The following is a 25897-nucleotide window of genomic DNA, read 5'->3' as shown; positions in this document are numbered from 1 at the left end:
AGCTCTCACTCTTGCCGTCACCAGCTAACGCGGGAACAGAATAATGATCCAGTTCGACCAGGTCACCAAGCGCTACCCAGGTGGCAATGAAGCCCTGAAAAACCTGTCTTTCAACATCGACACCGGCGAGATGGTCTTCCTCGCCGGCCATTCCGGCGCCGGCAAGTCCACCTTGCTCAAGCTGATCGCCGGCATAGAACGCGCCACCGCGGGCGGCGTCGTCGTCAACGGCCAGAACCTGTCCAAGCTGCGCTCCAGCCAGATCCCCTATGTGCGCCAGCATATCGGCCTGGTGTTTCAGGACCACAAGATCCTGTTCGACCGCAGCGTGTTCGACAATGTGATGCTGCCGCTGGACATCATCGGCTTCGATCGCCGCGACGCCGCCAAGCGCGTGCGCGCCGCGCTGGACAAAGTAGGCCTGCTCGGCAAGGAAAAGAGCATGCCGATCCGCCTGTCAGGCGGCGAGCAGCAGCGCCTGTGCATCGCCCGCGCCGTGGTGCACCGGCCCAGCATCCTACTTGCCGACGAACCTTCCGCCAACCTGGACCGCGCCTATGCGCTGGACATCATGGAATTGTTCAAATCCTTCCACCAAGTGGGCGTCACCGTATTGATCTCCGCTCACGACGAGACCCTGATGGAAGACTACGGCCGCCGAATCATTCGCCTGCGGGAAGGACAATTTGCCGCATGAAACATTATCTCTATCTGAACTGGCAAAGCGCCAAACTCGCGCTGATCAAGATTCTGCGGCAACCTTTCGGCAGCCTGCTGACCTTGCTGATGCTCTCGCTGGCGCTGGCCTTGCCGCTCTCGCTTTATCTGGCCGTCAGCAGCGTGCAAGACTGGGTGGGCCGGCTGAGCGCCACGCCGCAAGTCACCCTGTTCATGGAACAGTCATCGGAAGAGGCGGACCTGGCCGCGGTGACCTCCACGCTGACGCATCACCCCAAAATCAAGAGCTACAGCTTCGTCAGCAAGAGCAAGGCGCTGGCCGATATGGAAAAGCGCAACGGCCTGCCGGGCCTGGCCGACGGTCTGGACAGCAATCCGCTGCCGGACGCCTTCGTGGTCACGCCGAAGGCGCTGGAGCCGCGTGAGCTGGAGATGCTGCAAAAAGAGCTCTCCGGCCTGCCCATGGTGGAACAGGCGCAATTCGACGCGGACTGGGCCAAACGTTTGTACGGCATGGTGGAAATGGGCAAGCATCTGACCTGGTTCATGGCCATCGCCCTGGGCCTGGCGCTGGTGCTGGTGACCAATAACGCGATCCGGATGCAAATCCTGGCGCGCCAGGACGAAATCGAGGTGTCCAAATTGATAGGCGCGCCGGACAGTTTCATCCGCCGCCCCTTCATGTACCACGCGATGTGGCAAGGCATCCTGGCCGGCTTGGCCGCCTGGGCGCTGACCGGTTGGCTGACCTCGGTGGCCAATCCGGCGATTCGCGAATTCGCCCAGTTGTACGGCGAACGGGTGGAACTGCGCAATCTGAACCCGATCGAACTGGCAGTCGCCGTCGCCGTCTCCGCCCTGCTGGCGATGCTGGGCGCCCGCCTCGCCTCCGACCATCATCTGCGCAAGATAGAACCCAAATGAAACGCGGCCGTTTGCACGCGCATGTAAGCGGCGCAACAACTGTTAATCAGAGCAAACGGCGTCGGCACACCGGCTGCGCTACTATCGAGACGATAGAAAAAATCATTGACGCTGGAACCTTTCATTGCTAGCACTCTCCATATACGAGTGCTAACATATCACTACCCAAGGAGGTAGTTATACAGATGACCACAACATTTGCTTTGCCCGTCCCGTCCACCAGCGGCAGCCTGGAGCAATACATCCAAGCTGTGAACAGCGTACCCATGCTGACGCCTGAGCAGGAAAACGAGCTTGCAACGCGCTTCCAGGAGCAAAACGACCTGGAGGCCGCGCGCCAGCTGGTGCTCTCGCACCTGCGCGTGGTGGTGTCGATTTCCCGCGGCTACTCCGGATACGGCCTGCCGCAAGCCGACTTGATTCAGGAAGGCAATATCGGCCTGATGAAAGCCGTCAAACGCTTCGAGCCCGATCGCGGCGTGCGCCTGTTTTCCTTTGCCGTGCACTGGATCAAGGCCGAGATTCACGAATTCATCCTGCGTAACTGGCGCCTGGTGCGCATCGCCACCACCAAGCCTCAGCGCAAGCTGTTCTTCAACCTACGTAGCATGAAGAGCAGTTTCTCCGCGCTGTCGGAAAACGAGGCCCGCCAAATCGCTGCCGATCTGGGCGTCAAGCCGGAAGAAGTCCGCGAGATGGAAACCCGCATGAGCGGTCAGGACATCGCCTTGCTGGCGGACGACAACGACGACGACGGCTACGCGCCGATCGACTGGCTGGCCGATCATCACAATGAGCCCACCCGCGAGATGGAGCGCCGCGCGTTCGACCAGCTGCAGACCGAAGGCCTGCAACAGGCTTTGGCCACGCTGGACCCGCGCAGCCGCCGCATCGTTGAAGCGCGCTGGCTGGCCGACGACAGCGGCTCCACGCTGCACGAGCTGGCCGCCGAATTCGGCGTGTCCGCCGAGCGCATCCGCCAGATCGAAGCCAAGGCTTTGGGCAAAATGAAGACCGCCCTCAGCCAAGGCGTGGTGATAGAAGGCTAAGCATCTTCCGCTCAATAAAAAACCACAGGCCTCAGCCTGTGGTTTTTTTGTGTCCCGAGCACGAGAAAGCGCTTACTCCAACATGGTCTGGTACTTCGCCGGCAGCTTGGCGTAGGCCTCGCGGGCCACCGCGCGCAGAGGCTCCCATTCCGCCCCGTCATCGTCCAGCGTACCCAGAAACACGCCGGCGTACGTGGGGAACGATGCCAGCGTCGTCCGCAAGGTCTGCTCCGCCTGAACCTGCTTTCCCGCCAAGATCTCCAACTGCGCGCGCTTCAGCATCACTTCCGGATAAGGACGGAACGCGGTCAGCCGGTTCTCCAGCGCCAGCTTGCGCTCAAGTTGCTCCGGCCCTACTTTCAAGTAGTCGTCCACGGTGTAAAGCGCATGATAGGCGAACAGCGGCTTGGTGTCCGCGATCTCGATCAGACGCTCCATCCGCGTTGCATCGCGCTTGGCGTCATTGGTCGGCGTATACAGGCCCACCAGCTCCCAGAACATCGACAGACTGCTGATCGACAGCCAACCCATCCAGACCAGCGCCGCGAATAACGGCAGGCGCAGCGGCCAAGCTAGCTGACGATCCCCTCGCGGCGCCATCGCGGCGAAGATCACCAGCATTGCCAGGAAGTAGTAATACCACAGCGGATACTCCAACATGCTGTGCGTCAGGGTCACCGCCAGGCAGCCCAAAGCCAACACCCCTTCCAGAGTGGCGCGTCGGCCAAAGAACGGCCACAGCGCCCAGGCAAAACCACCGACGATCAACAAGGTGGCCACGCCGCCCATCTCGGCCAGCAATTGCAGCACCAGATTATGGGAGTTGGTGAACAAACCGCTATTGAAACCGGATGCGGCGAATTGCGGCAGCGGCTGCAAACGCACGCTCTCCGCGGCAAACTGCGACCAACCCACCCCCGTCAGCGGATGCGACTGGAAGCTCAACCATGCTTTATGCATTTCGGCGAAACGCCGCGAACCCATATCGTCGCCATTCGCCGCCAGACGAGCCAGGCCGGAAGTGTTCTGCAAGTTTTCATGCGTCAGCCAGGAAATCAGCTGATTGAACCAAGGCAGGGCGAACTGCATCGCCAATACCACCAGGCAGGAAAGCCACATCGCCCACAACATCCGGCGCGACTCCGCGCTGCCGATGCGCCAATGCCAAAGCGCGGCCAGACCGGACAAAGCCACCAGGTACAATAGAATGGTGCGAGAGCCCGCCCAGCCCAACATCAAAGCCAGGCCGAGCACCAGTATCGCCAAGCCCCAACGCGGCAGCCGACCGGCAGCGTACAAATACACGCCGGCCACTACCGACCACATCAAATAATGCGCGTATTGATTGCGCTGGCCGATATGGCCAAAAATATTGCTGGTGGGATGCGAGCCATCGTAAAACAAGCCCAGCTCCGCGGCGTAACCGGTCAACTGAGCCACGCCTATCGCCGCCTGCACCAAGCCGCCCACAATCAAGGCCCAGGCCAACCAGACCGCGAACGGCCGCTCCCCCATTTCCTCGCGCAAGGACACTGTGACAGCCGCGAGCAAGCCCGCAGCCAGCCAGGCCAAGGCGGTGGCGTAATTCATTCCGGGGAACAAGGCCTCCACCCAGAACGGCTGCCCGGCCCAAAGCAGGCCCATGGCCAGACACCACCAGGCGCTGCGCGGCATATAGCGGAATAACGATCCGCTCGGCAACAAGAAGACCGCCGCCGCCAGCAGTAGCCAGACCACATTGATTTCGCCAAACCACTGCGGCAGCGGCACATAGTGGATGCGCGAGGCGAAAGGCAGGATGGCGACCAAGCTGAAAGCAACCATTGCTATGCGTGAAAAAAAATTCTGAAATGTCATTGGGAGCTACGCATCTGAATACAAGTCTGCTCGCAGGATACCTGATGCCACAGCAACCATACAGTCAGCCAAGCAGAAATAGTTAACAGCTACCTCAGAATATAGTTTTCTGCGTCACCGGGCTCGCGACTGTCATAACAACCGCCACCCTGCCTGCATCTGTCCCCACACCTCCGGCAATTCCAGCTTGTAAGGCCTTTTGCAACATTGCCTTCAGAGGCTGAAGCTGAGGCTGTTGATAAGGATGCACTACACTTATGAACTGCGGGATATAGTCTGGATAGTTCGCAACCGCTAAGGCCATGGTTTTCTTCGCATCGGCAGAATTATTACTTAGCGCTTGGGCAATAGATAGCTTCGCCAAAACTAGTGGAAACGGCTTTTTCTTTGCAACTTCACTTAAAAAATCACGCTGCAGTTCCAAAGGAAATCCTACAGTCAAATAATTCACCAAAGCTAGATCAACCTCTTGAGCCCAAAGTAAGTTACCAGCCATCCCTCCCAGCTCCACCTCCCTCCTTACATTTTCACTCTGACTCCGTACTGGCTGATAAATTTTTGCCAAATTCAAATAAACTTGAAAATTCATCACAAAATACAAAACACAAGCAATACCCAGCAATATAGAAATCGCCTTACCAAACCGTGCATTTAACTGCGCCCTAACCCCTGCCGCGGGGCTCAAAACACAAACCAATAGCAACGTGGAAAGGAATGGCAAATACCACAAGGGATATTCAAACATTGAATGAATTAATAACATAACCCCAACAGAAATTAAAAAAAGATTTTGAGCACTTTGCTGCCCTTTAAAAAAGTAAGGAACCAAACAAAAAACTACGCCTCCTCCAAGCAACAACGTACCAACAAGGCCAGTCTCAGCAAGAAGTTGGAATACTATATTATGACTATGCACAAACAACCAGCTCTCTGGCACCTTTGGCCACCCACCGTACGTTTCCAGCCATACAGAATGCCAAGAATAGCCTCCAAGTCCCACACCCCAAACAGGATGATCCAAAAAAACTTGCCAGGCTTTACTCCACTCAACCCTACGACGAGCCCCACCTCCCCCCTCACTTATTCTATCTAAACCACTATTCACATTAATAGGCAACCCAATACTCTGTAACAATTCTAAAATACCATGATTAAGAACCTGAAATACAAATATCAACAAAACAACAAAAACCAGTCCACAACACATCCGCCTTACACTTACACTCCCCCTATTACTCTTTAACCAAAAATACACAAGAATTATAAACCCAGTGGCATAAAGCAGTGGAAGTCTAGCTCCACTCCATGTAACAAGAAGTGCCAAGCATACAGTTGCGGGGACAAAGAAATAAATTCGCAAGGCCTTTACCCCAAACAGATAGCTTGCCGCAGCCATCCCCCAGCATAAAAACTGTGCAAACTGATTTCTTTGCCCAAAATTCCCCATAGCTTCAGGCTGACCTAGCGAGCTAAACAGAAATAAACCTTTAAAATACCAGGCAACTCCTAACACTTGAGAAAGCCCTATAATAGCCTGTAAAAGTGACGCTAAAAATATTGCGAATGCAAGCAGACTTACCAATTCACCTCTAGCCGCAGTCCCATAGCCACTCACAACCAGAGCAAGCCAAGCAAAAACAAAAAACATTGCGGAGAATAACGGAACAACCTCATTAACGCTAAACAAAAGCAATACAGAAAAAGCACAACACACCCCAAAAGCAACAGAAAGCCTATTTTCTTTTAAATCAACATCGCTAAGCAAAAAAAACAGACCAATCAAAAACAAGCAGGATGCATTAGTTAGCCAGTCAGGAGATACTGAAAAATGCCATGCATTAAAAAATGGCAAAACCACTGAAAACACTAAGAACAAGCTTGCGTATTTATGCCTCATCCCATGCGCCATATCAAATAAAAACGGACAGCAAAGCTGTCCGGAAATTTAATTATAAATTAACGACATTCTGGAGGCGAATAGCTAGCGGATAGAGTAGCCGCGGCCGGCGCACTTGTTTTACCAGAAGCATAACAAGTCCAAATAATTGGAGAGCTTGGAACCGTACTACCTGTGGCAGTACCTGCCAGAGCACTACCACTAGAAGTAGGAACAAGTGAAAGAGTATTAGAGCCAGAAGCTGCCACATTCGTGTTATAGGCAATATCAATACGCCCTGTCGTCACATCAATATTAATTGTATTGACACTCTTTGCACCAGATACAGAAGTATAGCCACTGCCAAAAGCCGAACCATTAGAAGCGTTCTCAGCAACAGCCAGTTTTGCGGCCGAAGCGAGAGTCAGGCCCTCAGTAACACGAGCACGAATCGTATAGTTTTGATAGGCAGGTATCGCGATAGCAGCCAAAATACCAATGATTGCGACAACGATCATCAGTTCAATCAGGGTAAAACCTTGCTGATTCAGTCTATTCATTGCAATCTCCATGAGCTTTCAGTAAGAGTCTGTACCTTCAAGCAAGCTTGCTGCACAGAACTACCCAACTAAACCTAGCAGAAAGCATGCCATAAGCAAATTCCTTGCTACAATTGGCGCTAACTAACAGCTCCATTTTCAATTTACGCCAACATGTGACTATTTTTGTCACATCTCCTAGGCTACAGATACCCCTATGTTAGGATTGCGTCCATCATCAAAATATTGATCTAGAAATGAATAACCAAACTTGGCTGCAGCGCAGCTTCAACACCGTCTGGCACCCCTGCACCCAGATGAAACGTCATGAGGCTTTGCCCATCGTGCCCATCGCCAGCGCCGACGGCGTCTGGCTGAGCGACTTCGACGGCAAGCGCTATCTGGACGGGGTCAGCTCCTGGTGGGTCAATCTGTTTGGCCATGGCCAGCCTCGGATCAAGCAGGCGATCAAGGATCAGCTGGACAAGCTCGAGCACGTGATGTTGGCAGGCTTTACGCATCAGCCCGTGGTGGAGCTGTCGGAACGTCTGGCCAAGCTCAGCGGCCTGGCCCACGTGTTCTATGGATCCGACGGCGCCAGCGCCACGGAAATTGCGCTCAAGATGAGCTTCCACTATTGGCGCAACCAGGGGCAAGCGGACAAAACACGTTTCATCAGTCTGGAAAACAGTTACCACGGCGAAACCGTCGGCGCCCTGGCCGTGACCGACGTTCCCTTGTTTTCCAACACCTATGCAGGCTTGCTGAAGCCGGGCCTGCGCGCGCCGTCTCCGGACGCCCGCCGCGCGCAGCACGGAGAAAGCGCGGCCGATGCCGCGCTCAGAGCGATCCAAGCGCTGGAAAGCCTGCTGGCCAAACACGCGGGGGAAGTGGCCGCCGTCATCGTGGAGCCCTTGGTTCAAGGCGCGGCCGGGATGGCGATGTACGATCCGCTGTATCTGAGCGAGCTGCGCCGGCTGTGCGACCAATATCAGGTGCACTTGATCGCCGATGAAATCGCCGTCGGCTTTGGCCGGACTGGCAGTCTGTTCGCCTATCAGCAAGCCGACATCACGCCGGACTTTCTCTGCCTGTCCAAAGGCATTACCGGCGGCTTCCTGCCGCTCTCCTGCGTGTTGACCAGCGGTCCGATCTACCAGGCCTTCTATCACGACGACGTCACCCGGGGTTTTTTGCATTCGCACAGCTATACCGGCAATGCGCTGGCCTGCGCCGCGGCCCTGGCGGTGCTGGATATCTTTGCGGAGGAAGATGTTCTGGCCGTCAACGCCGCCAAGGCCCAGCGCTTCAACGCGCAGATGGCGGGCTTGCGGGCACGGCCGGATGTCAGGGATTTCCGTCACTGCGGCATGATCTGGGCCTTCGAGGTCGACACCACTCGAGCCGATTTCGCCCAGGCCTGCTTTGCCGCGATGCTGCGCCACGGATGCCTGCTGCGTCCGATCGGCAACACCGTTTACTTCATGCCGCCCTACTCGATCACCGACGAGGAAATGGCCTTCCTGATCACCGCCACCGAAGCCACGCTGGAGGAACTGGCGCGCGCATCCAACACCGCCGACGGCCAAAGCATCGCTTTGCCGTGATCCTCCTTGCCATGGCGGGGTGAGTGCCCATAGCATGCGATTTGGCAAGATTTACATTGTGAATCGCCTTGCATGCCGCCGCTCATCCTGCCAGAACAAACTATGGATCCTCTGCTGATAGATACTCAACCGGATAGTGTGGCGGCATGGCTGGAGCGGCTGCCCTTCACCGACCTGCCCGAATGCGGACGCTTATTGAGCCAGTCCCTGCAAAACCTGTCCCGGGTTCCGCTGGACAGCCATTTGCGCCACAAGCTGCTGAAGCTGTATCTAAAAGCGGTGGACCGCTATTACCCGCTGCTGGAAAACGAGATTCGGCAGCACGACAGCCTGGGCACGCCAAAAGTGCGACAGCTGGCCTTGCTCAGCGTCGAGCTGTTTGCAATGATTTTCATCACTTTCAAACAGACGCTGCACGATCGCCTTGCCAAGCGCAGCCTGCTGGATCGCGAACATCCGAAAATCGAGCTGATGGCCTACACCATGATGGCGGCGCGCCAGTTGCTAAGCATCAGCCAGCAATGTTATAGCCCGATCACGCCGGACTTCTGGTATGACTGCCACCAGCTGCATATCTTCGCCAGCAGCCGCGGCTGGCAGGACAAGGGTCTGGCCAACGACGACTCCATCCAGACCATTTATCTGCAAATTCTGCTGATGGGACTGACGCCCAGCAATCGTCTCGCCCCCACCGAGCAGGCCTTGTCGCGGCAGTTGATCTTCGACCTGGCCGCCAAGGCCCGGCTGATCCCGGTGGAAGCCTTGACTCAGCCGGTGCACGGCTATCTGGTGGACCAACAGATCGATTCCCCGCCGCGCTTTCTGCCGATTTCCGCAAGCAAATTGGGCCCCGGCTGCTTTCTGCTGGATCTGGAGCCGCTGCGCGACATTCTGGAGAAAAGCCGCGAAGCGCTGCAAAAGGCGCAGAACAATCGCCAGCAAGGCCTGATGATAGACGAGTTGCAGCTCTTGTCCCTTTTGGTGGAGGAGTGGCATCAGCCCAAACGCCGCCGCCACCCGCGGCTCAAAACCCAAACCATTATTGAAATCGTCGCCGCGCTGCCGGGCATCTGGTTCCATCGCAACGATCTGAGCTGGCAGTTACCCGGCATCGCCGCGGAAGAGGACACGCCGCGCCAACGCCCGCCGCCGCCGCCCTGCTTGCTGGCTATTTCCAACCAGAGCGACAACGGCCTGCTGCTGCACGGCCAACCGCGCGATCAATCTTTGCGCGCCGGCGAGTTGCTGCTGGTCACGCCGCCCAATCAGCCGGAAAACGCCAAGCTGGGCATCGCTCGCTGGGTCGCGCTGCGCGCGGACGGGCGGGAGATCGAATGCGGCGTGGAGTTCATCGGCGGGCCGCCCCGGCCCGCGCTGGCCGTGCCCAGCATTACCCATCCCGGCGACAGCTTTCAGTTCGTCTTGCTGCTGGCCACGCCTGCCGGCGCGCCCAAACTGCTGTTGATGGCGGGACGCCCGTATAGCCAGTTGCGCGAATTCCGCCTGCACGACGGCGAACGGGAAAGCCTGATCCGGGTGTCGCGTCTGCACGCGCAGACTCCGCTGTTCCAGATCATGGAATACCGCGACAGCGAACATTTCTGATCCAGATCAAGCTTTTATCGTGCCGCCTGGCCGGCCGGATGCCGCGGTCCGGATCAAAGCCCTTGTAATCAACGGGCTGGCGCCATCGCTTGACCGCCGGCGGACGCCCTCACCGCTGGAGACGGTCCGCCCCCCGCTTTTTCGGGTACACTCCCCCGCATCTATCGTTTTCGACTTATGGAGTTTTGGATGCGCTCGGTTATTCACGCCGCAGACCGGATTGTGGTCAAGGTGGGTTCCAGTCTCGTCACCAATGACGGCAAGGGCCTGGACAGGGCGGCGCTTGATCGCTGGGCCGCGGAGATCGCCGAGCTGAAGCGGCGCGGCAAGCAGGTGGTGCTGGTTTCCAGCGGCGCGATCGCCGAGGGCTGCCAACGCTTGGGCTGGACCGTGCGCCCCAAGGGCGTGCACGAATTGCAGGCCGCGGCGGCGGTCGGCCAGATGGGCCTGTGCCAGGCCTACGAAACCGCCTTCCGCGGCTTTGGCCTGCAAACCGCGCAAATCCTGCTGACCCACGAGGACCTGGCCGACCGCACCCGTTACCTGAACGCCCGCTCCACGCTGACCAGCCTGTTGAACCTGAATGCGGTGCCCATCATCAATGAGAACGACACCGTGGTCACCGACGAAATCCGCTTCGGCGACAACGACACCCTGGGCGCGCTGGTGACCAATCTGATCGAGGCCGACGCGCTGATCATTCTCACCGATCAGCAAGGCCTGTACAGCGCGGACCCGCGCAAACAGCCGGACGCGGAATTCATCCACGAAGCCGTCGCCGGCGAAGCCCGGCTGGAAGAGATGGCCGGCGGCGCCGGTTCCAGCGTGGGCACCGGCGGCATGATCACCAAGATTCTCGCCGCCAAGCGCGCGGCGCGCAGCGGCGCGGCCACCGTGATCGCCTGCGGCCGCGAGCATCAAGTGCTGTCGCGCCTGGCGGACGGCGAAGGCATCGGCACCCAGTTGCTGCCGCCCACCAGCCGCATGGCGGCACGCAAGCAATGGCTGGCGGACCATCTGAAGCTGTCCGGCCGTCTGGTGCTGGACGCCGGCGCGGCGCTGGCGGTGCGGGAACGCGGCACCAGCCTGCTGCCTATCGGCGTTTGCGCGGTGGAAGGCGATTTCCTGCGCGGCGAGGCGGTGGCCTGCGTCGATCAGGAAGGCAAGGAAGTGGCGCGCGGCCTGGTCAACTACAGCTCCAGCGAAGCGCGCACCATCATGCAAAAACCCACCCGCGAGATCGAAGCCGCGCTGGGCTATATGATCGAACCGGAACTGATCCATCGCGACAATATGGTCGCGCTGTGACGGAGGCGGAGGCGCCGCGGCGCCTTCGCTCCGCTTCCCTTTTTACCCTCCCATTCTTTGAACTTAAGGATTCACGCGTATGAAAAAGCTGGCCCTTTCGGCGCTTCTGGCTCTGACTTGGGGCTCGGCAATGGCCGAGGACGTACTCCATATCTACAACTGGAACAACGCCTTGTCCGCAGACACCGCCAAGCGTTTCGAACAATCGTGCAAATGCAGGCTGGTGCAGGACTATTACGGGGACAACGAGGAAATGCTGGCCAAGCTGGCCGCCGGCGCCAAAGGCTACGACATGGTGTTTCCCACCGCCTTCGCCGTCAGCACGCTGATCAAGCAGGGCAAGACCCAGCCGCTGAACAAGGCGCTGCTGCCCAACTGGAAAAACCTCAATGCCGGCTATCTGAGCCTGAACGCGCCGTTCGACGCCGGCAACAAGGTGGCCGCGCCCACCGTGGTGTCGCTGACCTTGCTAGGCTACAACGAAACCCAGTTGCAAAAAGCCGGCGTGCTGCCGCAGGCCAACAGCTGGGCGCTGATCTTCGATCCGGCGGTGCTGGCCAAGATCAAGGGCAGGGTCACCGTGCTGGATTCTCAGCGCGAACTGATGTCCGCCGCCCTGCTCTATCTGGGCAAGGACGCCAACTCCGTCCAGCCAGCAGACTGGAAGGCCGCGGCCGGCGTGATCCGCAAAGCCAAGCCCTATTGGGCCGCCTTCAACAACCAGAGCTATATCAAAGAGCTGACCGTCGGCAATATCTGGGTGGCACACGGCTATTCCAACGATCTGTTCCAGGCGCAGCAGGACGCGCAGCACGCCAAACGCCCGTTCAAGCTGGCTTACCAGCCGCAGAAAGAAGGCAATATCCTGGCGGTGGACAATATGGTGGTGTTGAAGGACGCCCCGCGTCCGGACCTGGCGCACCGCTTCATCAATTTCATGCTGGACGGCAAGAACGCCGCCGAGATTTCCAACCAGATCGGCGCGACCAATCCGGTCAAGGCGGCCGAGGCCTTCTTCAAACCGCAGATCAAGGCCAATCCGGTGATCATGCTGGAGCCGGCCAAGGGCAAATACGTGGCGCTGAAAGATCTGGACGTGAAATCCCGTCGCGATCTGAACCGCTTGTGGTCGCAAATCAAGATCGGCAGCTGAGCCGCGCCGCGCTTCAAAGAAAAATCCCGGTCATGGACCGGGATTTTTTCATTCATCGGAGGCCTGCTCGCCTTTGCGCATCTCCACCGCCTTCATGATCACATAGGCCAGCATCGCGCACAGGAAGAACAACAGCATCACCCAGGCAATCGAGCGCAGGGTGTCGATGAAGGTATTGAACAGCTCCAGCAACCAGCGTTCGCCGGTCAGCTCCATCACCGTGCTGCCCTTGCCCGCCGCCGGCGGCAGATACTTCTCCAGCGCCCACTGCCGCACGCCGCCAGACACGCCGGTGACCACGATGGCGAAGAAAATGTACTTGCGCCAGGCATCGGTCAAATCCCGTCCCAGGACTCGCGCCAGAATCTTGTTGACCGCAGGATCGAAAAAGCGCGCGGTGAAAATCGAAGTGGCGATCGCCACCGCCAAGGTCAGGCCGAACAAAGCGTAGAACATAATCATCCCCCGCCGCAGCGGAATGCGTGAAAGCAGGCATTGTACGCCCGCGCGGCGGCGGCGGCGATCAAGGGATGGCCATGCTGCTGCGCGCAAGCGACAGCGCCGGCCGGCGCGTCAATCCCGCAACGGCAGCCCAAAGTGCTGATAGGCCAACGCCGTCGCCATCCGGCCGCGCGGAGTGCGCTGCAGATAGCCTTGCTGAATCAGGAAGGGCTCGATCACGTCTTCTATGGTGTCGGTGGATTCGCCGATGGCGGCCGCGACGTTGTCCAGCCCCACCGGCCCGCCGGAGAACTTCTCCAGAATGGCCTGCAGCAGTTTGCGGTCCATGACGTCCAGGCCGGCCGGGTCCACGTCCAGCATCGCCAGCGCGGCGTCCGCCACCTGGGCGCTGACCACCCCGTCGGCCCGGACCTCGGCGTAATCCCGCACCCGGCGCAGCAGCCGGTTGGCGATGCGCGGCGTGCCGCGGCTGCGGCGCGCCACTTCGAACGCGCCGTCGTCGGCCAGCTTGACGTTCAACAAGCCGGCGGAACGGCTGACGATGCGGGTCAGTTCCTCCGCGTTGTAGAACTCCAGCCGCGCGACGATGCCGAAACGGTCGCGCAGCGGATTGGTCAGCATGCCGGCGCGGGTGGTGGCCCCCACCAGGGTGAACGGCGGCAGATCGATCTTGACCGAACGCGCCGCCGGCCCCTCGCCTATCATGATGTCGATCTGATAATCCTCCAGCGCCGGATAGAGGATTTCCTCCACCACCGGGCTCAGCCGGTGGATCTCGTCGATGAACAGCACATCGTGCGGTTCCAGATTGGTCAGCAAGGCGGCCAGATCGCCCGCCCGCTCCAGCACCGGCCCCGAGGTCTGGCGCAGATTCACCCCCATTTCGCGGGCGACGATGTGCGCCAGCGTGGTCTTGCCCAGGCCGGGCGGGCCGAACAGCAGCACGTGGTCCAGCGCTTCGCTGCGGCGCTTGGCCGCTTCGATGAAGATCTCCAGCTGTTCGCGCGCCTTCTTCTGGCCGACGTACTCGTCCAGCTGCTTGGGCCGCAAGGCGCGCTCCAGCGCCTCCTCCTGGCTGGACAGGCTTTGCTGGGTGACGATGCGCGGCTCGGGCGCGCCGCCGTACAGGTTGTCGGTTTCAATCATGGTGTCAGCCGCCGGCCAAAAAAACGAATGCCCAATCTTACCACCGCGCTATAATCGCCGCTGGCCCGCCCATCATCGCGGGCCAACGCAACGTCTTCAGGGCGGGGTGCAATTCCCCACCGGCGGTATGATCGCAAGATCGAGCCCGCGAGCGCTTCCGCTTCCCGGCGGAAGGTCAGCAGATCTGGTGACAGGCCAGAGCCGACGGTAATAGTCCGGATGAGAGAAGACGACATGGCCGCCTGCCGCGCTACGCGCGGCCGCGGCGTGTTCGCTGCGCGCTGGTGCGCGCGGGTTGGCTTGCGCCGGCCCTTTTCACGCCCTGGAACCTGTTTCTCAAACGACCCGAGGACCGTTTCCATGAGTATCGCCACACACCCTGACATCTTGTCCCAACGCGTAGAAGCGGCGCTTAACGCCTTGCGCCGCGGCCTGCCGGTCATTGTTCCCGATGATCACGACCGCGAGAACGAGGCCGACCTGATCCTGGCCGCCGACGCGCTGAGCGAGGCCGAAATGGCGCGTCTGATCCGCGATTGCAGCGGCATCGTCTGCCTGTGCCTGACCGCCGAGCACGCCGCCCGGCTGCAATTGCCGCCGATGACGCAACGCAACGGCAGCCGCTACGGCACCGCCTTCACCGTCAGCATAGAAGCCGCCCAGGGCGTGTCCACCGGCGTGTCCGCCGCCGACCGGGTGCGCACCATCCAGGCCGCCGTCCACCCACAGGCGCAGGCGGGCGACGTGGTCAGCCCCGGCCATGTCTTCCCGCTGGTGGCCGCCGCCGGCGGCGTGCTGAGCCGCCGAGGCCATACCGAGGCCGCGGTGGAACTGGCGCGCCTGGCCGGCTTCCAGCCCGCCGGCGTGCTCTGCGAGCTGATGAACCCCGACGGCAGCATGATGCGCGGCGCGCAAATCGCGGACTACGCTCAAACGCACGCGCTGCCCGTTCTGAGCGTGGCTGAACTGGCTGAATGGATTTCCCGCCAGAACTTAGCCGCCGCTCCGCTGTCTGCTTGATCTTTGCCCTTAGCCGCGGGCCTGCGCCCGCGGCGTCGACGCCGACCCCATCATGCTTCGTTTCGTTTCATTCCGCAGCCTGTTGCTGGCCAGCTTTCTAATCGTCGCCGTCGTGCCCTCGGCCGTGCTGATCCAGCTGCGCAACGAGCTGGGACACGCCGCCTCCACACTGCGCTCGCATCAGGAGCAAGCCAAGGAATGGCTGGACGCCAACCGCGTGTCGCGCGAGCAATCCATTCAATTCGAACGCGCCACCCGCCAGGCTCAAATCCTGAAAGACCGCGCACTGGCCAAAACCGCCGCCGGCGCCTGGCAGGAGATCGAGCTGGCGCAACGCAAATTGCAACGCGGCGACGACGACGAGTTGACGCTCAGCGCCCGGGCCATTCTGGCGATCCAGCCGCAACTCCAGGCCCTGCCGGCGCGCGCCGGCGCGCAACGCGACCGCTTGTTCCGCCAGCTGGACCTGCACCTGACCGCGCAAGGCCAATTGATCAACCGCCAACTGGAACAAAGCCAGCGCCAATGGCAGGACTCGATCACGGAAATGCGCCGCACCGCCGACCGCCTGGCCTGGCTGTCGCTGGCCTCCGCGCTGGCGCTGGCGCTGGCGATGACCTTGTTGATCAGCTGGCCGCTGCGCAAGCTGCAAGCCAAGATCGCGCGGATGAGCGACGGCGCGCGGCTGCAGGACTGGCGCCAGTCCGGCCCCGCCGACCTGCAGCGTCTGGCGCGCGAGCTGGCCCAGCTAGACCGCCGACTGGCGGCGCTGGAAGAACAGAAAGGCCGTTTCTTCCGCCAAGCGTCCCATGAGCTGAAAACGCCGCTGGCCGCCATCCACGAAGCCGCCGCGCTGCTGCGCGAAGAAGTGATAGGACAGCTGTCCGCGCAGCAGCAGGAGATCGTCGCCATCCTGCAAAACAATGCGCAAACCCTGCGTCAGCGCGTGGAAGCCTTATTGCGCTATGATGCCGGCCAATGGCTGTCCGAGACGCTGACCGTGGAAACCTTCGACCTGCCGGCGCTGATTGCGGAGCGGCTGCAGGCCAGCCGTCCGCTATTGCAGGCCAAACGCCTGGCCGCCGACGTCCTGGGCGACGCGGACCGGGTCAACGGCGACCGCTCCAAAGTGGAAACCATTCTGGACAATCTATTGATCAACGCCATCCGCCACAGCCCCGCCGGCAGCGCCTTGAGCCTGCGCCACGGCCGCGACGCCGGCGGCGTCTGGCTGGAAATCCGCGATCAAGGCCCCGGAGTGCCGGACGCCTATCGGGAAAAAATTTTCGAACCGTTCTGGAGCGGCTCGCCGCCGCCGGGCGAACTGCCCGGCACCGGGCTGGGCCTGGCGATGGCGCGCGGCTTCGCCCAATTGATGCGCGGCGAACTGACGCTGGAATCCAAACCTCAGGCCGGCGCCTGCTTCCGCCTGCAGTGGCCGGAACCGGAGAACAAGATATGAAGACATCTCGCTTTTGGGCTCTCAACGCGCGCCGGCTGCTTTGGCTGTGCGGCCTGCTGGCCCTGAGCGCCTGCGCTCATCAAGGCCAGCCGGTCGCCATGCCCGCCGCGCCCATCATCCGTTGCCCGGACGCCAACCAGATCCTGCTGCTGCTGAGCCAGACGCGGGAAATCCAGGCGCTGAGCCTGGCCGGACGGGAAAGCTGCGGCAGCGCCCGCTTGCTGACTCTGCTGCAACAGGCGCAGACGGCGGAGAGCCGCGCCGATGTTCAAAAACTGCAGGCCCAATTGGAAAGTCTGCTCGCCAAAACCGATAATCTGGACCCGGCCAGCCAGGGTCTTGCGCGGCTGCCGCTTCAACAGCTGCAGGAAAGACGCAAGCTGGCGGAAGCGCTGGAACGACAGCAGGCGCAGAACCGCGATCTGCAAAAACGCTACGACGACTTGAACGGCAAGCTCAACGCCTTGCGCGAAGTCGAGCGCGAACTCCAGCTGAAACCCAGCAAAACCAAAGGAGGCCAGCCATGAGCGCCATCGCCCGCATCGTCTTGGTGGACGACGATCCCGATCTGTTGCGCTTGCTCGGCCTTCGCCTCGGCGCCGCCGGCTACGAGGTCGAAGCGCTGGACAGCGCCGAAGCGGCCTTGAACGCGCTGGCGGCCCGCCGCGCCGACTTGCTGCTGACGGACTGGCGCCTGCCCGGCATGGATGGTCTGGAGCTGTTTGAGCAAGTCCGCCAGCGCTACCCCGCGATGCCGGTGATTCTGCTGACCGCCCACGGCACGGTGCCGGACGCCGTGGAAGCGGTCAGCCGCGGCGTGTTCGGCTATCTGGTCAAACCCTTCGACGGCAAGGCGCTGCTGGACAAGGTGGCCCAAGGGCTATCGCTGGCGGGCCCCGGACGCGCGGTCGATCAGGCCGCGGCCGGCTGGCGCTCCGGCCTGGTCAGCCGCAGCCCGGCGATGGAGGAACTGCTGGCCGAGGCCCGCATGGTCGCCGCCACCGGTGCCAGCGTGCTCCTGCGAGGCGAAAGCGGCACCGGCAAGGAAGTGCTGGCCAAGGCCATCCACCTGGCCAGCCCGCGCGCCGGCCAGCCCTTCATCGCGGTCAACTGCGGGGCGATTCCGGACAATCTGCTGGAAAGCGAGTTGTTCGGCCATGAAAAAGGCTCGTTCACCGGCGCCAACGCGCGCCAGACCGGCCTGATCCAACAGGCGGACGGCGGCACCCTGTTCCTGGACGAGATCGGCGATATGCCGCCGCCGCTGCAGGTCAAACTGCTGCGCGTGCTGCAAGAGCGCGAGGTGCGTCCGGTCGGCGCGACGCGGGCGACCCCGGTGGATATCCGTCTGGTGTCGGCCACGCATCGCGAGCTGGAAGCGCTGATTCAGGAAGGCAGCTTCCGAGAGGATTTGTTCTACCGCCTGAACGTGGTGTCGCTGCGCCTGCCGCCGCTGGCGGAACGCCGCGAAGACATTCCTCTGCTGGCCGCGCATTTCCTGGAAAAAATCGCCACCCGCTATCAAAAGGCCGTCAGCGGTTTCGCCGCCGACGCGCTGGAATACCTGAGCGCGGCGCCCTGGCCGGGCAATATCCGACAATTGGCCAATGTGGTTGAACAATGTTGCGTGCTGACCACCGGCTCTCTGGTAACGCTGGCGCAAGTACAGAAAGCCGTCGCCAGTGAAGAAAGCGCGATTCCGACGCTGGCGGAAGCCAAGCGGCAATTCGAACGCGACTATCTGGAACGCCTGTTGCGGCTGACCGGCGGCAATGTCAGCGACGCCGCGCGCCTGGCGGACCGCAACCGCACCGAGTTTTACCGCTTGCTGCAAAAACACGAACTGACGCCGGCCGCCTTCAAGCTGGAATAAGCGCGGCGACGCGACTGGCCTGACGGAAACGGAGCGCCTCTACGTCTGTCGCCGATCGGCGACAGGCAAAACCCCAAGCAAATCAAAGCCCTGCCCATCTCCACCGACATTCTGTCGCCTAACGGCGACAGAATGGCCGCTTCCTGCAAGCGAACTCAAGCCACAAAAAACGCAAGACTTTGAAAAATAAGAAAAAACCAAAGCTGGCACGCCTTTTGCCATAGGGAAAGCGCAAATGATCGAAGCGCGGCAGACTCAAGCGCAAGCGATGTGACTCACTCTCTCGAAAAGGTTAATCCCATGAAGAAATCCACTCTTGCCATTGCTCTGATGACTTCCCTGTTCGCCGGCGCCAGCTGGGCGGCTCAAGACGCCAGCGCTCCGGCTGAACAAGCTCAACGCGCCACCGCCGCCAAGGGCGATGCCAGCGCTCCGGCCGAACAAGCTCAACGCGCCACCGCAGCCAAGGGCGACGCCAGCGCCCCGGCCGAACAAGCTCAACGCGCCACCGCAGCCAAAGGCGACGCCAGCGCACCGGCCGAACAAGCTCAACGCGCCACCGCCGCCAAGGCTGACGCCAGCGCCCCGGCTGAACAAGCTCAACGCGCCACCGCCGCCAAAGGCGACGCCAGCGCCCCGGCCGAACAAGCTCAACGCGCCACCGCCGCCAAGGGCGACGCCAGCGCTCCGGCCGAACAAGCTCAACGCGCCACCGCCGCCAAAGGCGACGCCAGCGCGGCTGAAGCCCTGATCGCCGAAGCCGCGCCGAGCGCCGCCGCCGGCCTGAATCAGGCGGTTCAGGAAGCCGTGACCAAAGCCGCAGCCCAGGTTGGCGCCAATATCCAGACCAGCGTGAAGGCCGGCGAAGTCACCCTGAGCGGCACCGCGCCCAGCGAAGAAGCGCTGCGCCGCGTAGCCGAAGAAGCCTCCCGCGTGCCGGGCGTGACCGCGGTTCGCACCAACGTCACCCTCAAAGCCGCAGGCTAAACCCCTCTAGTTCGTCGGCGCGCTGCCCGTCTGGCTCGCTTGCCCTGAGTACAGCAGCGCCGACCCTCGCTTTACCCGGAGTCGTCCCAAGGAACGCACGCAAGTGTGCCCGCCTCCATTCGCCGCCCTTCTGGGCGGCCTTTTTTTATTCGCGGGCGCTATCGTTTTCCGCCGGCCCACACCGCTGCAGCGGCTTCGTCCTTGCTCATATAGCGGTTGATCAGACGCAGCATGGTGCCATCGCGGTTCATGCCGTCAACCAACTGGCGCCAGGCCCTGGCTTCGCTGTCGGGGAAAGCCCGCTTGGTCAACACCAGGCTGCGCGGGCTGGGCGCGTCGTCCTTCTCCCAGTCCGCCACTTTCACCCTGTCCTCCAAACCGTGTTGTCTGATTTTCTGCCGATACACCATGGGCGTGGAGAAAATGCCCGCAACGCGGCGCTGGTCCAGCATGCGGAACAGGACATCCTCCTCCGCCACTTCCACCAAACGGCGCTGCACGCCCAATTGCAAGACCAAGGGATCGAAATAACGGCTGGTGCTGTAACTGCGCACGATGGCCCAGCGGCTGGATGGAGCATCCTGGATGAAGGATTCCATCGAGCGGATGGAGTCGGGCACGTCTATCGATAAAATCGCGTACTGACGCAGCTGGATGTAGTTGAAAAACCAATAGATTTTGCTGCGTTCCGGAGTCTCGATCGCGGAACCGGTCATATCCAACGAGCCGGCCTCCAGTTCCTGCCAGATGCGAGCCCGCGGCATCACCACGAACTCGAACTCGCAACCGCTGCGCCGCCGCAATTCCTCCGCCACGTCTCGATCCAAGCCGCGGCCGGCGCTGTAGAACTGGCCGATCTCGTAAAAAGCGAAACGGATCGGCCGCTGCGGACACGACACGCCGCCATGAGCGCCGCCGGCCCAGCAGGCCGCCAGCAACAGACATGCTCGCGCCAGTCCTGTTTTCACGGTGGGTACGCCTCCCGGCCATGCCGGATTCATCGCCATGCCCAGCGCACGGCACTCCCCACTATAGGCAAAGCGCCGCCGGCTTTAAGAGCCGGCTCGCGTTTTCAGAACTTCATCAGGCTCTTCAGGGCGAGACGCACGCCCTCGCTCACCGTCACCTCGGCCGGTAGGCCCTTGGTGGCGGTGGCGGCCTCCTTCTCGTTGTAACCCAAGGCCAGCAGCGCGTTGACGATGTCGCCCTTCTCATCCGGCGTGGCGGCGAAAGCCAGGCCCCCCGGCGCGGTCAGCGTGCTGCCGGTGGCCAATTTGCCGCGCAGCTCCAGCACCAGACGCTCGGCGGTCTTCTTGCCTATGCCCGGCACCGCGGACAAGCGCTTGATGTCTTCGCTGGCCACCGCCACCGCCAGTTCATCGGTGGTCATGCCGGACAGGATGGCCAGGGCGATCTTGGCGCCGATGCCGGTCACCTTGACCAGTTGCCGGAAGGTCTGTCTATCCTCCTTGCTGGCGAAGCCGAACAGCAGATGGGCGTCTTCCCGCACCACCAGATGGGTGAACAGCGTGGTTTTCTGACCCAAGGCCGGCAATTGATAAAAAGTGGTCATCGGCACATCGACTTCATAGCCGACCCCGTTGACGTCCAGCACCACTTGCGGGGGCAGTTTTTCGATGAGATTGCCGCTCAGGCGTCCAATCATGTTCCGGTTCTTTCTTCAAGCGATTACAGGCGCGTCGGCTAGACCAGCCGGCCGCCGCGAATTTTCAGGCCGCTCTGCGCCAGCTGGCCCAAGGCGCCAGCGCTGAGATTGGCGTGCGCCAAGGCCACCGCCAGCGCGTCGGCGGCGTCGGCCTGGGGCGTGCCGGACAAATTAAGCATCCGCACCACCATGTGCTGCACCTGCTCCTTGGCGGCCTTGCCGTGACCGGCGACGGACTGCTTGACCTGCAGCGCGGTGTATTCCGCCACCGGCAGGTCCCGCAACACCAGCGCGCTGATGCAGGCGCCGCGCGCCTGACCCAGCATCAGCGTGGCCGCCGGATTGACGTTGACGAACACTTGCTCGATCGCCGCCGCCTGTGGTTGGTAGGTATCGATCACGCCGAACAGGCCGTCGACGATCACGCGGATGCGATCGCTCAAAGGTGCACCCGGCGGCGTGCGGATGCAGCCAGAGGCCACGTAATGGCGTTGCTGGCCGACCAGGTCGATCACCCCGAAGCCGGTGATGCGGCTGCCGGGGTCGATGCCGAGGATGCGGCGCGCGCCGGGAAGAAGCTGAGCCGACATCGCCTCAGCCCGGGACGGCGCGCAATTGCGCATCCAACTGCCGCAATTGCTGCGGCGTGCCCACATTGTGCCAGACGCCGTTGAAATACTCGCCGCTGGCCCGTCCGGCCGCGATCGCGGCGTCGTAAAACGGACGCATCGGCGCGAAGCGGCCTGCGGAAAGGCCGGCGAACATCCGGGTATCGTAAAGGCCGATGCTGGAGAAGGTCAGCTTGCGCTCGCCGTCGGCGCGTAGGCCGCCGTCCGGCTCCAAGGCGAAATCCCCGCCCGCGTGAAAAGCCGGATTGTCCGTCATCACCAGGTGCATGCCCGGTTCCTCAAGGCCCTCCAGCGCGTCCAGCCGCGGCAGCAGGCTTGCGTAGTCGTAATCGGTATAAATGTCTGCCGCCACACACAGAAAAGCGCGCTCCCGCCCCGCCCGCAAACTGGGCAAGGCCTTGGCGATGCCGCCTGCGGTTTCCAAGGGCTCGCCCTCGGCGGAATAGGCGATGCGCGCACCAAAGCGGCTGCCGTCTCCCAGCACCTGTTCTATCTGCGCGCCCAGCCAGGCGTGATTGATCACGATGTCGGCGAAACCGGCCGCCACCAAGCGCTCGATCTGCCAGACGATCAGGGGCTTGCCGCCCACCTCCAGCAAGGGCTTGGGCGCATGGTCGGTCAGCGGCCGCATCCGCTCGCCGCGACCGGCCGCCAGAATCATGGCTATCGGCATGCTCATCCCTTGTAGCTCAAGGCCGGGTAGGTCGATTGCAGCTCGTCATCGGTCTGGTCCTTGCCCACCAACTGCAGCAACAGCTGATAGAGCGGCGCCAGCTCCTGGTAACGGCGGGTGGTCCGTTTCAGATACTTGATGAAACGCGGAATCTCGGCGCGGTACTTGTCCTTGCCGTCGCGATGGAACAGACGCGCGAAGATGCCGGTCACTTTCAGGTGGCGCTGCACGCCCATCCATTCAAAATCACGATAGAAGACGTCGAATTCGGCCGGCACCGGCAGGCCGGCGGCGCGCGCCTTTTCCCAGTAGCGGATCGCGATGTCGAGCACGAAGGGCTCGTCCCACTCGATGAAAGCGTCGCGCAGCAGGCTGACGATGTCGTAGCTGACCGGACCGTACACCGCATCCTGAAAATCCAACACCCCGGGCTTGCCCGGCGTCAGCATCAGGTTGCGCACGATGAAATCCCTGTGCACGAACACCTTGGACTGGGCCAGCAACACCGGCAGCAAGGCCTTGACCCCGGCGTCCCACAGCTGGCGTTGCGCGAAATCCAGCGACCGGCCCAATTCCTTGGCGCAGAACCACTCCGGAAACAGGTTCAACTCGCGCGTCAGCAGTGCTTCGTCGTATTCCGGCAACACTCCCGGCTGACTGGCGGACTGGATCTCCACCAGGGTGTCCAGCGCCTCCAGCAATAGATGGCGACGCACCTGCTCGCGCCCATCATGCTCCAAGGCGGCCAGATAGGTGACCCGGCCCAGGTCCTCCAGCAGCAGCAGGCCCTGCTCTCTATCCCGCGCCAGCAGCTTGGGAACATTGACCATGGCGAAAACGTCGCGCACTTGCACATAGGCGTCGGTGCTCATTTTTTCCGGCGGCGCGTCCATCACGATGCAACTCGCGCCGTCCGGCCAGGTCGCACGGAAGTAGCGCCGGAAGTCGGCATCCGCGGCGGCGAATTCGAGCCCGATGTCCTGTCCCGGGTACAAATCCGCCAGCCATTTTTTGATGAGTTCCTGTCTATGCATGTCGCTTCGTCTTGGTGCTGATAGAATTGGCTGATTTTATACTGCCCCGCCGCCCCTTAGATATGGCTTTGTGCATGCCCAGAATCAAACCCAATCCGCTGGCCCTGGCGCTGGCGGCCGCGTTCTCACTGCAGCCGGCGCTGGCGCTGGCCGATGAAGACGCCCCTATCGCCCTGCCCACCCCGCCCAAGGCCGAAGGCCAGACCCACGTCACCGCCGACGATATGGACGGCGAGATGAATGTGGAGCTGAAAGCCCGCGGCAATGTGGTGGTCACCCGCGACGACCAGAAACTGGAGTCCGACTGGCTGGACTATTACCAGAACAAGGACCGGGTCAAGGCCGGCGACCGCTTCAAGATGACGCGCGGCGTCGACGTGGTCACCGGCACCACGCTGGATTACAACGTCGCCAACTACAGCGGCACCGGCATGAACCCGGTGTTCGCCATGGGCAAGCCGGCGCCCGCCGCCAAGGGCGCGCCGGCCGGCCCCCGGCCGATGAGCACGGTGCCGATGCGCGGCGACGGCCAGCAAGTGGATTTCCGCGGCCAGAACGAGTACCGGGTCTACAACAGCCGCATCAATAGCTGCGAACCCGGCGACGACTCCTGGTATCTGAACTCCTCGTTGCTGGACCTCGACTACAACAACGGCGTCGGCGTCGCCCGCAACGCGCGGCTGAATTTCTACGGCGTGCCCATCCTGTACACCCCGTGGATGGACTTCCCGCTCAACGGCAACCGCAAGAGCGGCTTCCTGCCGCCCACCTTCAAGACCGGCACCAACGGCACTGAAGTCGCGCTGCCCTATTACTGGAATATCGCGCCCAACTACGACGCGACCATCACCCCGCATTTCAACGACAAGCACGGCACCATGCTGGGCGCGGAATTCCGCTATCTGCAGCCCAATTACGCCGGCTCGATCTACACCGAGCAATTGCCCAAAGACAAGGTCACCGACAAGAACCGCTACGCCTGGTATGCGACGCATAACCAGACGCTGGCGCCGGGCCTGACTTTCGGCTACAACGCCAACTACGTTTCGGACCCCAACTATTTCAAGGACTTCGGCGACCGTCTCAGCATCGCCACCAACGTGAACCTGGTGCGCGAGGCCTGGCTCAGCTACGGCTTCGGCTGGCAGGGCGGCTCGGCCAACGCCACCTTGCGCGCGCAGCGCTACCAGACCCTGCTGGAAAAGCCCTCCGCAGACGACATCCCCTATGCGCGGCTACCGCAACTGACTTTCACGGCCAGCCAGCAATTGCCGCAGGGCTTCAGCGCCAACCTACAAAGCGAGCTGACCCGCTTCTCCCACCCAACGAAGCAAACCGGCGACCGCCTGGTCGCCTATCCCAGCCTGACGTGGAGCCTGGACAAGAGTTGGGGCTTTTTGCGTCCCAAGCTTGGCCTGCACCTGACCGAATATAATCTGGACGCGCTGCCCGGCCAGCAGAGCCGTTCGGTGTCACGCAGCCTGCCCATCTTCAGCACCGACGCCGGCCTCTATTTCGACCGCGATACCGAGTTTCTGGGCCAGGACCATTTGCTGACGCTGGAGCCGCGCCTGTTCTACGTCAATATCCCGACCCGCAACCAGAACAATCTGCCCAACTTCGACACCTCGGAAAACGATTTCAACTTTGCGCAATTGTTCACCGAAAACCGTTTCTCCGGCTCGGACCGCATCAACGGCGCCAATCAGCTGACCACGGCGCTGACCAGCCGCCTGATCAGCCAGGAGAACGGTCTGGAACGAATCCGCCTGACCGTGGGCAAGCGCTATTATTTCAATCAGGACGACATATCCCTGACCGGCGTGCCGCAACAGCGCACCGTCAGCGGCTCCAATCTGCTGCTGGGCGCCAGCGGCGATCTGGCCCAGGGCTGGCGCTTGGACAGCTCCTATGAATGGAACGAGGCGCTGAAAACCACCGAACGCTACAATGCCCAGCTGCGCTACAACCCCGCACCCGGCAAGGTGCTCAGCGCCCGTTACCGCTACGGCCGCTACGAGCAGCGGGACAACTCCACCTTGTACGGCCCCTTGCGCCAGGTCGACATCGGCGCTCAATGGCCTATCGCCAAGAAATGGTATGCGCTGGGCCGCTACAACTATTCGCTGGCCGACCGCAAGCCGCTGGAACAACTGGCCGGATTCGAGTACAACGACGGTTGCTGGTCGGCGCGCCTGGTCGGTCAGCGCTATGTCAGCGACCTGATCACCACCAAGAACGCCATTTATTTCCAGCTGGAATTCAAGGGCCTTGGCGGCTTCGGCAACAATCCGCTCAACACGCTGAAGCTGGCGATTCCCGGCTATAGCAAGACTAACGATTTATAAG

General features: G+C 61.4%; 23 protein-coding genes and 1 riboswitch. Of the genes, 13 read left to right on the top strand and 10 right to left on the bottom strand.

The features are described from left to right. The first annotated feature begins 43 nt into the window (after window positions 1–43). The 3 genes from ftsE to rpoH all read left to right on the top strand — a co-directional run bounded on the left by ftsE (window position 44) and on the right by rpoH (window position 2651). A complete protein-coding gene (gene ftsE, locus AB1Z25_RS01205) occupies window positions 44–697 on the top strand; it encodes a cell division ATP-binding protein FtsE (protein WP_043592279.1) in 654 nt (217 codons plus the stop codon). Then, window positions 694–1602 carry a permease-like cell division protein FtsX gene (ftsX, locus tag AB1Z25_RS01200; RefSeq protein ID WP_107797924.1) on the top strand — a complete coding sequence of 303 codons (909 nt, stop codon included), beginning with the start codon at window positions 694–696 and terminating at the stop codon, window positions 1600–1602. Before ftsE ends, ftsX begins: the two co-directional genes overlap by 4 nt. Before the next feature lie 185 nt (window positions 1603–1787). After that, window positions 1788–2651 carry an RNA polymerase sigma factor RpoH gene (rpoH, locus tag AB1Z25_RS01195; RefSeq protein ID WP_235084829.1) on the top strand — a complete coding sequence of 288 codons (864 nt, stop codon included), beginning with the start codon at window positions 1788–1790 and terminating at the stop codon, window positions 2649–2651. Window positions 2652–2723: 72 nt separating this feature from the next. On the opposite strand, the gene AB1Z25_RS01190 is transcribed toward rpoH, so the two are convergent. The 3 genes from AB1Z25_RS01190 to AB1Z25_RS01180 all read right to left on the bottom strand — a co-directional run bounded on the left by AB1Z25_RS01190 (window position 2724) and on the right by AB1Z25_RS01180 (window position 6935). Beyond that, window positions 2724–4475, bottom strand: a complete 1752-nt coding sequence (locus tag AB1Z25_RS01190) for a PglL family O-oligosaccharyltransferase (RefSeq protein WP_486636432.1) — start codon at window positions 4473–4475, stop codon at window positions 2724–2726. A gap of 127 nt (window positions 4476–4602) precedes the next feature. Continuing rightward, the gene (locus AB1Z25_RS01185; RefSeq protein WP_486636431.1) at window positions 4603–6405 is read right to left on the bottom strand and encodes a PglL family O-oligosaccharyltransferase; all 1803 of its coding nucleotides are present in this window, start codon (window positions 6403–6405) and stop codon (window positions 4603–4605) included. Window positions 6406–6464: 59 nt separating this feature from the next. Next, the gene (locus AB1Z25_RS01180; protein WP_486637337.1) at window positions 6465–6935 is read right to left on the bottom strand and encodes a pilin; all 471 of its coding nucleotides are present in this window, start codon (window positions 6933–6935) and stop codon (window positions 6465–6467) included. A gap of 245 nt (window positions 6936–7180) precedes the next feature. Between AB1Z25_RS01180 and AB1Z25_RS01175 the strand changes: the two genes are divergently transcribed. The 4 genes from AB1Z25_RS01175 to AB1Z25_RS01160 all read left to right on the top strand — a co-directional run bounded on the left by AB1Z25_RS01175 (window position 7181) and on the right by AB1Z25_RS01160 (window position 12596). Continuing rightward, on the top strand, window positions 7181–8530 hold the full coding sequence (locus tag AB1Z25_RS01175; protein ID WP_486636430.1) for an adenosylmethionine--8-amino-7-oxononanoate transaminase: 1350 nt from the start codon (window positions 7181–7183) through the stop codon (window positions 8528–8530). 102 nt (window positions 8531–8632) lie between these two features. After that, window positions 8633–10135, top strand: coding sequence for a hypothetical protein (locus AB1Z25_RS01170; protein WP_227106564.1), 1503 nt, complete (start codon window positions 8633–8635; stop codon window positions 10133–10135). Between the two features lie 189 nt (window positions 10136–10324). Next, on the top strand, window positions 10325–11443 hold the full coding sequence (gene proB, locus AB1Z25_RS01165; RefSeq protein ID WP_486636429.1) for a glutamate 5-kinase: 1119 nt from the start codon (window positions 10325–10327) through the stop codon (window positions 11441–11443). Window positions 11444–11522: 79 nt separating this feature from the next. Further along, window positions 11523–12596, top strand: coding sequence for an ABC transporter substrate-binding protein (locus tag AB1Z25_RS01160; RefSeq protein WP_486636428.1), 1074 nt, complete (start codon window positions 11523–11525; stop codon window positions 12594–12596). A 48-nt stretch (window positions 12597–12644) separates the two neighbouring features. Here AB1Z25_RS01160 and AB1Z25_RS01155 read toward each other — a convergent pair whose 3' ends face one another. Together AB1Z25_RS01155 and ruvB are read right to left on the bottom strand one after the other, a co-directional pair. Further along, the gene (locus tag AB1Z25_RS01155) at window positions 12645–13052 is read right to left on the bottom strand and encodes a hypothetical protein (protein WP_107797914.1); all 408 of its coding nucleotides are present in this window, start codon (window positions 13050–13052) and stop codon (window positions 12645–12647) included. Window positions 13053–13169: 117 nt separating this feature from the next. After that, window positions 13170–14204 (bottom strand): Holliday junction branch migration DNA helicase RuvB, encoded by a 1035-nt coding sequence (gene ruvB / locus AB1Z25_RS01150; protein WP_107797913.1) that lies wholly within the window; start codon window positions 14202–14204, stop codon window positions 13170–13172. Window positions 14205–14292: 88 nt separating this feature from the next. Further along, a riboswitch (FMN riboswitch) is annotated at window positions 14293–14439 on the top strand. Window positions 14440–14564: 125 nt separating this feature from the next. Here ruvB and ribB point away from each other — a divergent pair. From ribB to AB1Z25_RS01125, 5 genes are all read left to right on the top strand, one after another. Further along, window positions 14565–15224, top strand: a complete 660-nt coding sequence (ribB, locus tag AB1Z25_RS01145) for a 3,4-dihydroxy-2-butanone-4-phosphate synthase (RefSeq protein ID WP_486636427.1) — start codon at window positions 14565–14567, stop codon at window positions 15222–15224. A gap of 52 nt (window positions 15225–15276) precedes the next feature. Next, the gene (locus tag AB1Z25_RS01140) at window positions 15277–16686 is read left to right on the top strand and encodes a sensor histidine kinase (RefSeq protein WP_486636426.1); all 1410 of its coding nucleotides are present in this window, start codon (window positions 15277–15279) and stop codon (window positions 16684–16686) included. Continuing rightward, entirely contained in the window at window positions 16683–17213 is a 531-nt protein-coding gene (locus tag AB1Z25_RS01135; protein ID WP_486636425.1) for a hypothetical protein, read from the top strand. The genes AB1Z25_RS01140 and AB1Z25_RS01135 overlap by 4 nt, the downstream gene beginning before the upstream one ends. Then, entirely contained in the window at window positions 17210–18559 is a 1350-nt protein-coding gene (locus AB1Z25_RS01130) for a sigma 54-interacting transcriptional regulator (protein ID WP_107797910.1), read from the top strand. Before AB1Z25_RS01135 ends, AB1Z25_RS01130 begins: the two co-directional genes overlap by 4 nt. A 300-nt stretch (window positions 18560–18859) precedes the next feature. Continuing rightward, window positions 18860–19546 (top strand): BON domain-containing protein, encoded by a 687-nt coding sequence (locus AB1Z25_RS01125; protein WP_227106557.1) that lies wholly within the window; start codon window positions 18860–18862, stop codon window positions 19544–19546. Window positions 19547–19704: 158 nt separating this feature from the next. Here AB1Z25_RS01125 and AB1Z25_RS01120 read toward each other — a convergent pair whose 3' ends face one another. From AB1Z25_RS01120 to amgK, 5 genes are all read right to left on the bottom strand, one after another. Beyond that, window positions 19705–20514 carry a substrate-binding periplasmic protein gene (locus AB1Z25_RS01120; protein WP_486636424.1) on the bottom strand — a complete coding sequence of 270 codons (810 nt, stop codon included), beginning with the start codon at window positions 20512–20514 and terminating at the stop codon, window positions 19705–19707. 104 nt (window positions 20515–20618) lie between these two features. After that, the gene (gene ruvA, locus AB1Z25_RS01115) at window positions 20619–21212 is read right to left on the bottom strand and encodes a Holliday junction branch migration protein RuvA (protein WP_486636423.1); all 594 of its coding nucleotides are present in this window, start codon (window positions 21210–21212) and stop codon (window positions 20619–20621) included. A gap of 38 nt (window positions 21213–21250) precedes the next feature. Next, window positions 21251–21802, bottom strand: coding sequence for a crossover junction endodeoxyribonuclease RuvC (gene ruvC / locus AB1Z25_RS01110; RefSeq protein ID WP_227106553.1), 552 nt, complete (start codon window positions 21800–21802; stop codon window positions 21251–21253). A gap of 4 nt (window positions 21803–21806) precedes the next feature. Beyond that, entirely contained in the window at window positions 21807–22514 is a 708-nt protein-coding gene (murU, locus tag AB1Z25_RS01105; RefSeq protein ID WP_486636422.1) for an N-acetylmuramate alpha-1-phosphate uridylyltransferase MurU, read from the bottom strand. A gap of 2 nt (window positions 22515–22516) precedes the next feature. Next, window positions 22517–23548, bottom strand: coding sequence for an N-acetylmuramate/N-acetylglucosamine kinase AmgK (amgK, locus tag AB1Z25_RS01100; RefSeq protein ID WP_486636421.1), 1032 nt, complete (start codon window positions 23546–23548; stop codon window positions 22517–22519). A gap of 74 nt (window positions 23549–23622) precedes the next feature. Here amgK and AB1Z25_RS01095 point away from each other — a divergent pair, with 74 nt between their 5' ends. Next, the gene (locus AB1Z25_RS01095) at window positions 23623–25896 is read left to right on the top strand and encodes an LPS-assembly protein LptD (RefSeq protein ID WP_486636420.1); all 2274 of its coding nucleotides are present in this window, start codon (window positions 23623–23625) and stop codon (window positions 25894–25896) included. Window position 25897 lies beyond the last annotated feature (1 nt).

The sequence above is a fragment of the Chromobacterium sp. HL1 genome, assembly GCF_057418835.1.
This window is presented reverse-complemented; position numbering and strand designations above follow the sequence as displayed.

What these genes read in the sequence shown, in the direction of transcription:
- ftsE (WP_043592279.1), top strand. Translation starts at nt 44, where the DNA reads ATGATCCAGTTCGACCAGGTCACCAAGCGCTACCCAGGTGGCAATGAA.
- ftsX (WP_107797924.1), top strand. Translation starts at nt 694, where the DNA reads ATGAAACATTATCTCTATCTGAACTGGCAAAGCGCCAAACTCGCGCTG.
- rpoH (WP_235084829.1), top strand. Translation starts at nt 1,788, where the DNA reads ATGACCACAACATTTGCTTTGCCCGTCCCGTCCACCAGCGGCAGCCTG.
- AB1Z25_RS01190 (WP_486636432.1), bottom strand. Translation starts at nt 4,475, where the DNA reads ATGGTTGCTTTCAGCTTGGTCGCCATCCTGCCTTTCGCCTCGCGCATC.
- AB1Z25_RS01185 (WP_486636431.1), bottom strand. Translation starts at nt 6,405, where the DNA reads ATGAGGCATAAATACGCAAGCTTGTTCTTAGTGTTTTCAGTGGTTTTG.
- AB1Z25_RS01175 (WP_486636430.1), top strand. Translation starts at nt 7,181, where the DNA reads ATGAATAACCAAACTTGGCTGCAGCGCAGCTTCAACACCGTCTGGCAC.
- AB1Z25_RS01170 (WP_227106564.1), top strand. Translation starts at nt 8,633, where the DNA reads ATGGATCCTCTGCTGATAGATACTCAACCGGATAGTGTGGCGGCATGG.
- proB (WP_486636429.1), top strand. Translation starts at nt 10,325, where the DNA reads ATGCGCTCGGTTATTCACGCCGCAGACCGGATTGTGGTCAAGGTGGGT.
- AB1Z25_RS01160 (WP_486636428.1), top strand. Translation starts at nt 11,523, where the DNA reads ATGAAAAAGCTGGCCCTTTCGGCGCTTCTGGCTCTGACTTGGGGCTCG.
- AB1Z25_RS01155 (WP_107797914.1), bottom strand. Translation starts at nt 13,052, where the DNA reads ATGTTCTACGCTTTGTTCGGCCTGACCTTGGCGGTGGCGATCGCCACT.
- ruvB (WP_107797913.1), bottom strand. Translation starts at nt 14,204, where the DNA reads ATGATTGAAACCGACAACCTGTACGGCGGCGCGCCCGAGCCGCGCATC.
- ribB (WP_486636427.1), top strand. Translation starts at nt 14,565, where the DNA reads ATGAGTATCGCCACACACCCTGACATCTTGTCCCAACGCGTAGAAGCG.
- AB1Z25_RS01140 (WP_486636426.1), top strand. Translation starts at nt 15,277, where the DNA reads ATGCTTCGTTTCGTTTCATTCCGCAGCCTGTTGCTGGCCAGCTTTCTA.
- AB1Z25_RS01135 (WP_486636425.1), top strand. Translation starts at nt 16,683, where the DNA reads ATGAAGACATCTCGCTTTTGGGCTCTCAACGCGCGCCGGCTGCTTTGG.
- AB1Z25_RS01130 (WP_107797910.1), top strand. Translation starts at nt 17,210, where the DNA reads ATGAGCGCCATCGCCCGCATCGTCTTGGTGGACGACGATCCCGATCTG.
- AB1Z25_RS01125 (WP_227106557.1), top strand. Translation starts at nt 18,860, where the DNA reads ATGAAGAAATCCACTCTTGCCATTGCTCTGATGACTTCCCTGTTCGCC.
- ruvA (WP_486636423.1), bottom strand. Translation starts at nt 21,212, where the DNA reads ATGATTGGACGCCTGAGCGGCAATCTCATCGAAAAACTGCCCCCGCAA.
- ruvC (WP_227106553.1), bottom strand. Translation starts at nt 21,802, where the DNA reads ATGTCGGCTCAGCTTCTTCCCGGCGCGCGCCGCATCCTCGGCATCGAC.
- murU (WP_486636422.1), bottom strand. Translation starts at nt 22,514, where the DNA reads ATGCCGATAGCCATGATTCTGGCGGCCGGTCGCGGCGAGCGGATGCGG.
- amgK (WP_486636421.1), bottom strand. Translation starts at nt 23,548, where the DNA reads ATGCATAGACAGGAACTCATCAAAAAATGGCTGGCGGATTTGTACCCG.
- AB1Z25_RS01095 (WP_486636420.1), top strand. Translation starts at nt 23,623, where the DNA reads ATGCCCAGAATCAAACCCAATCCGCTGGCCCTGGCGCTGGCGGCCGCG.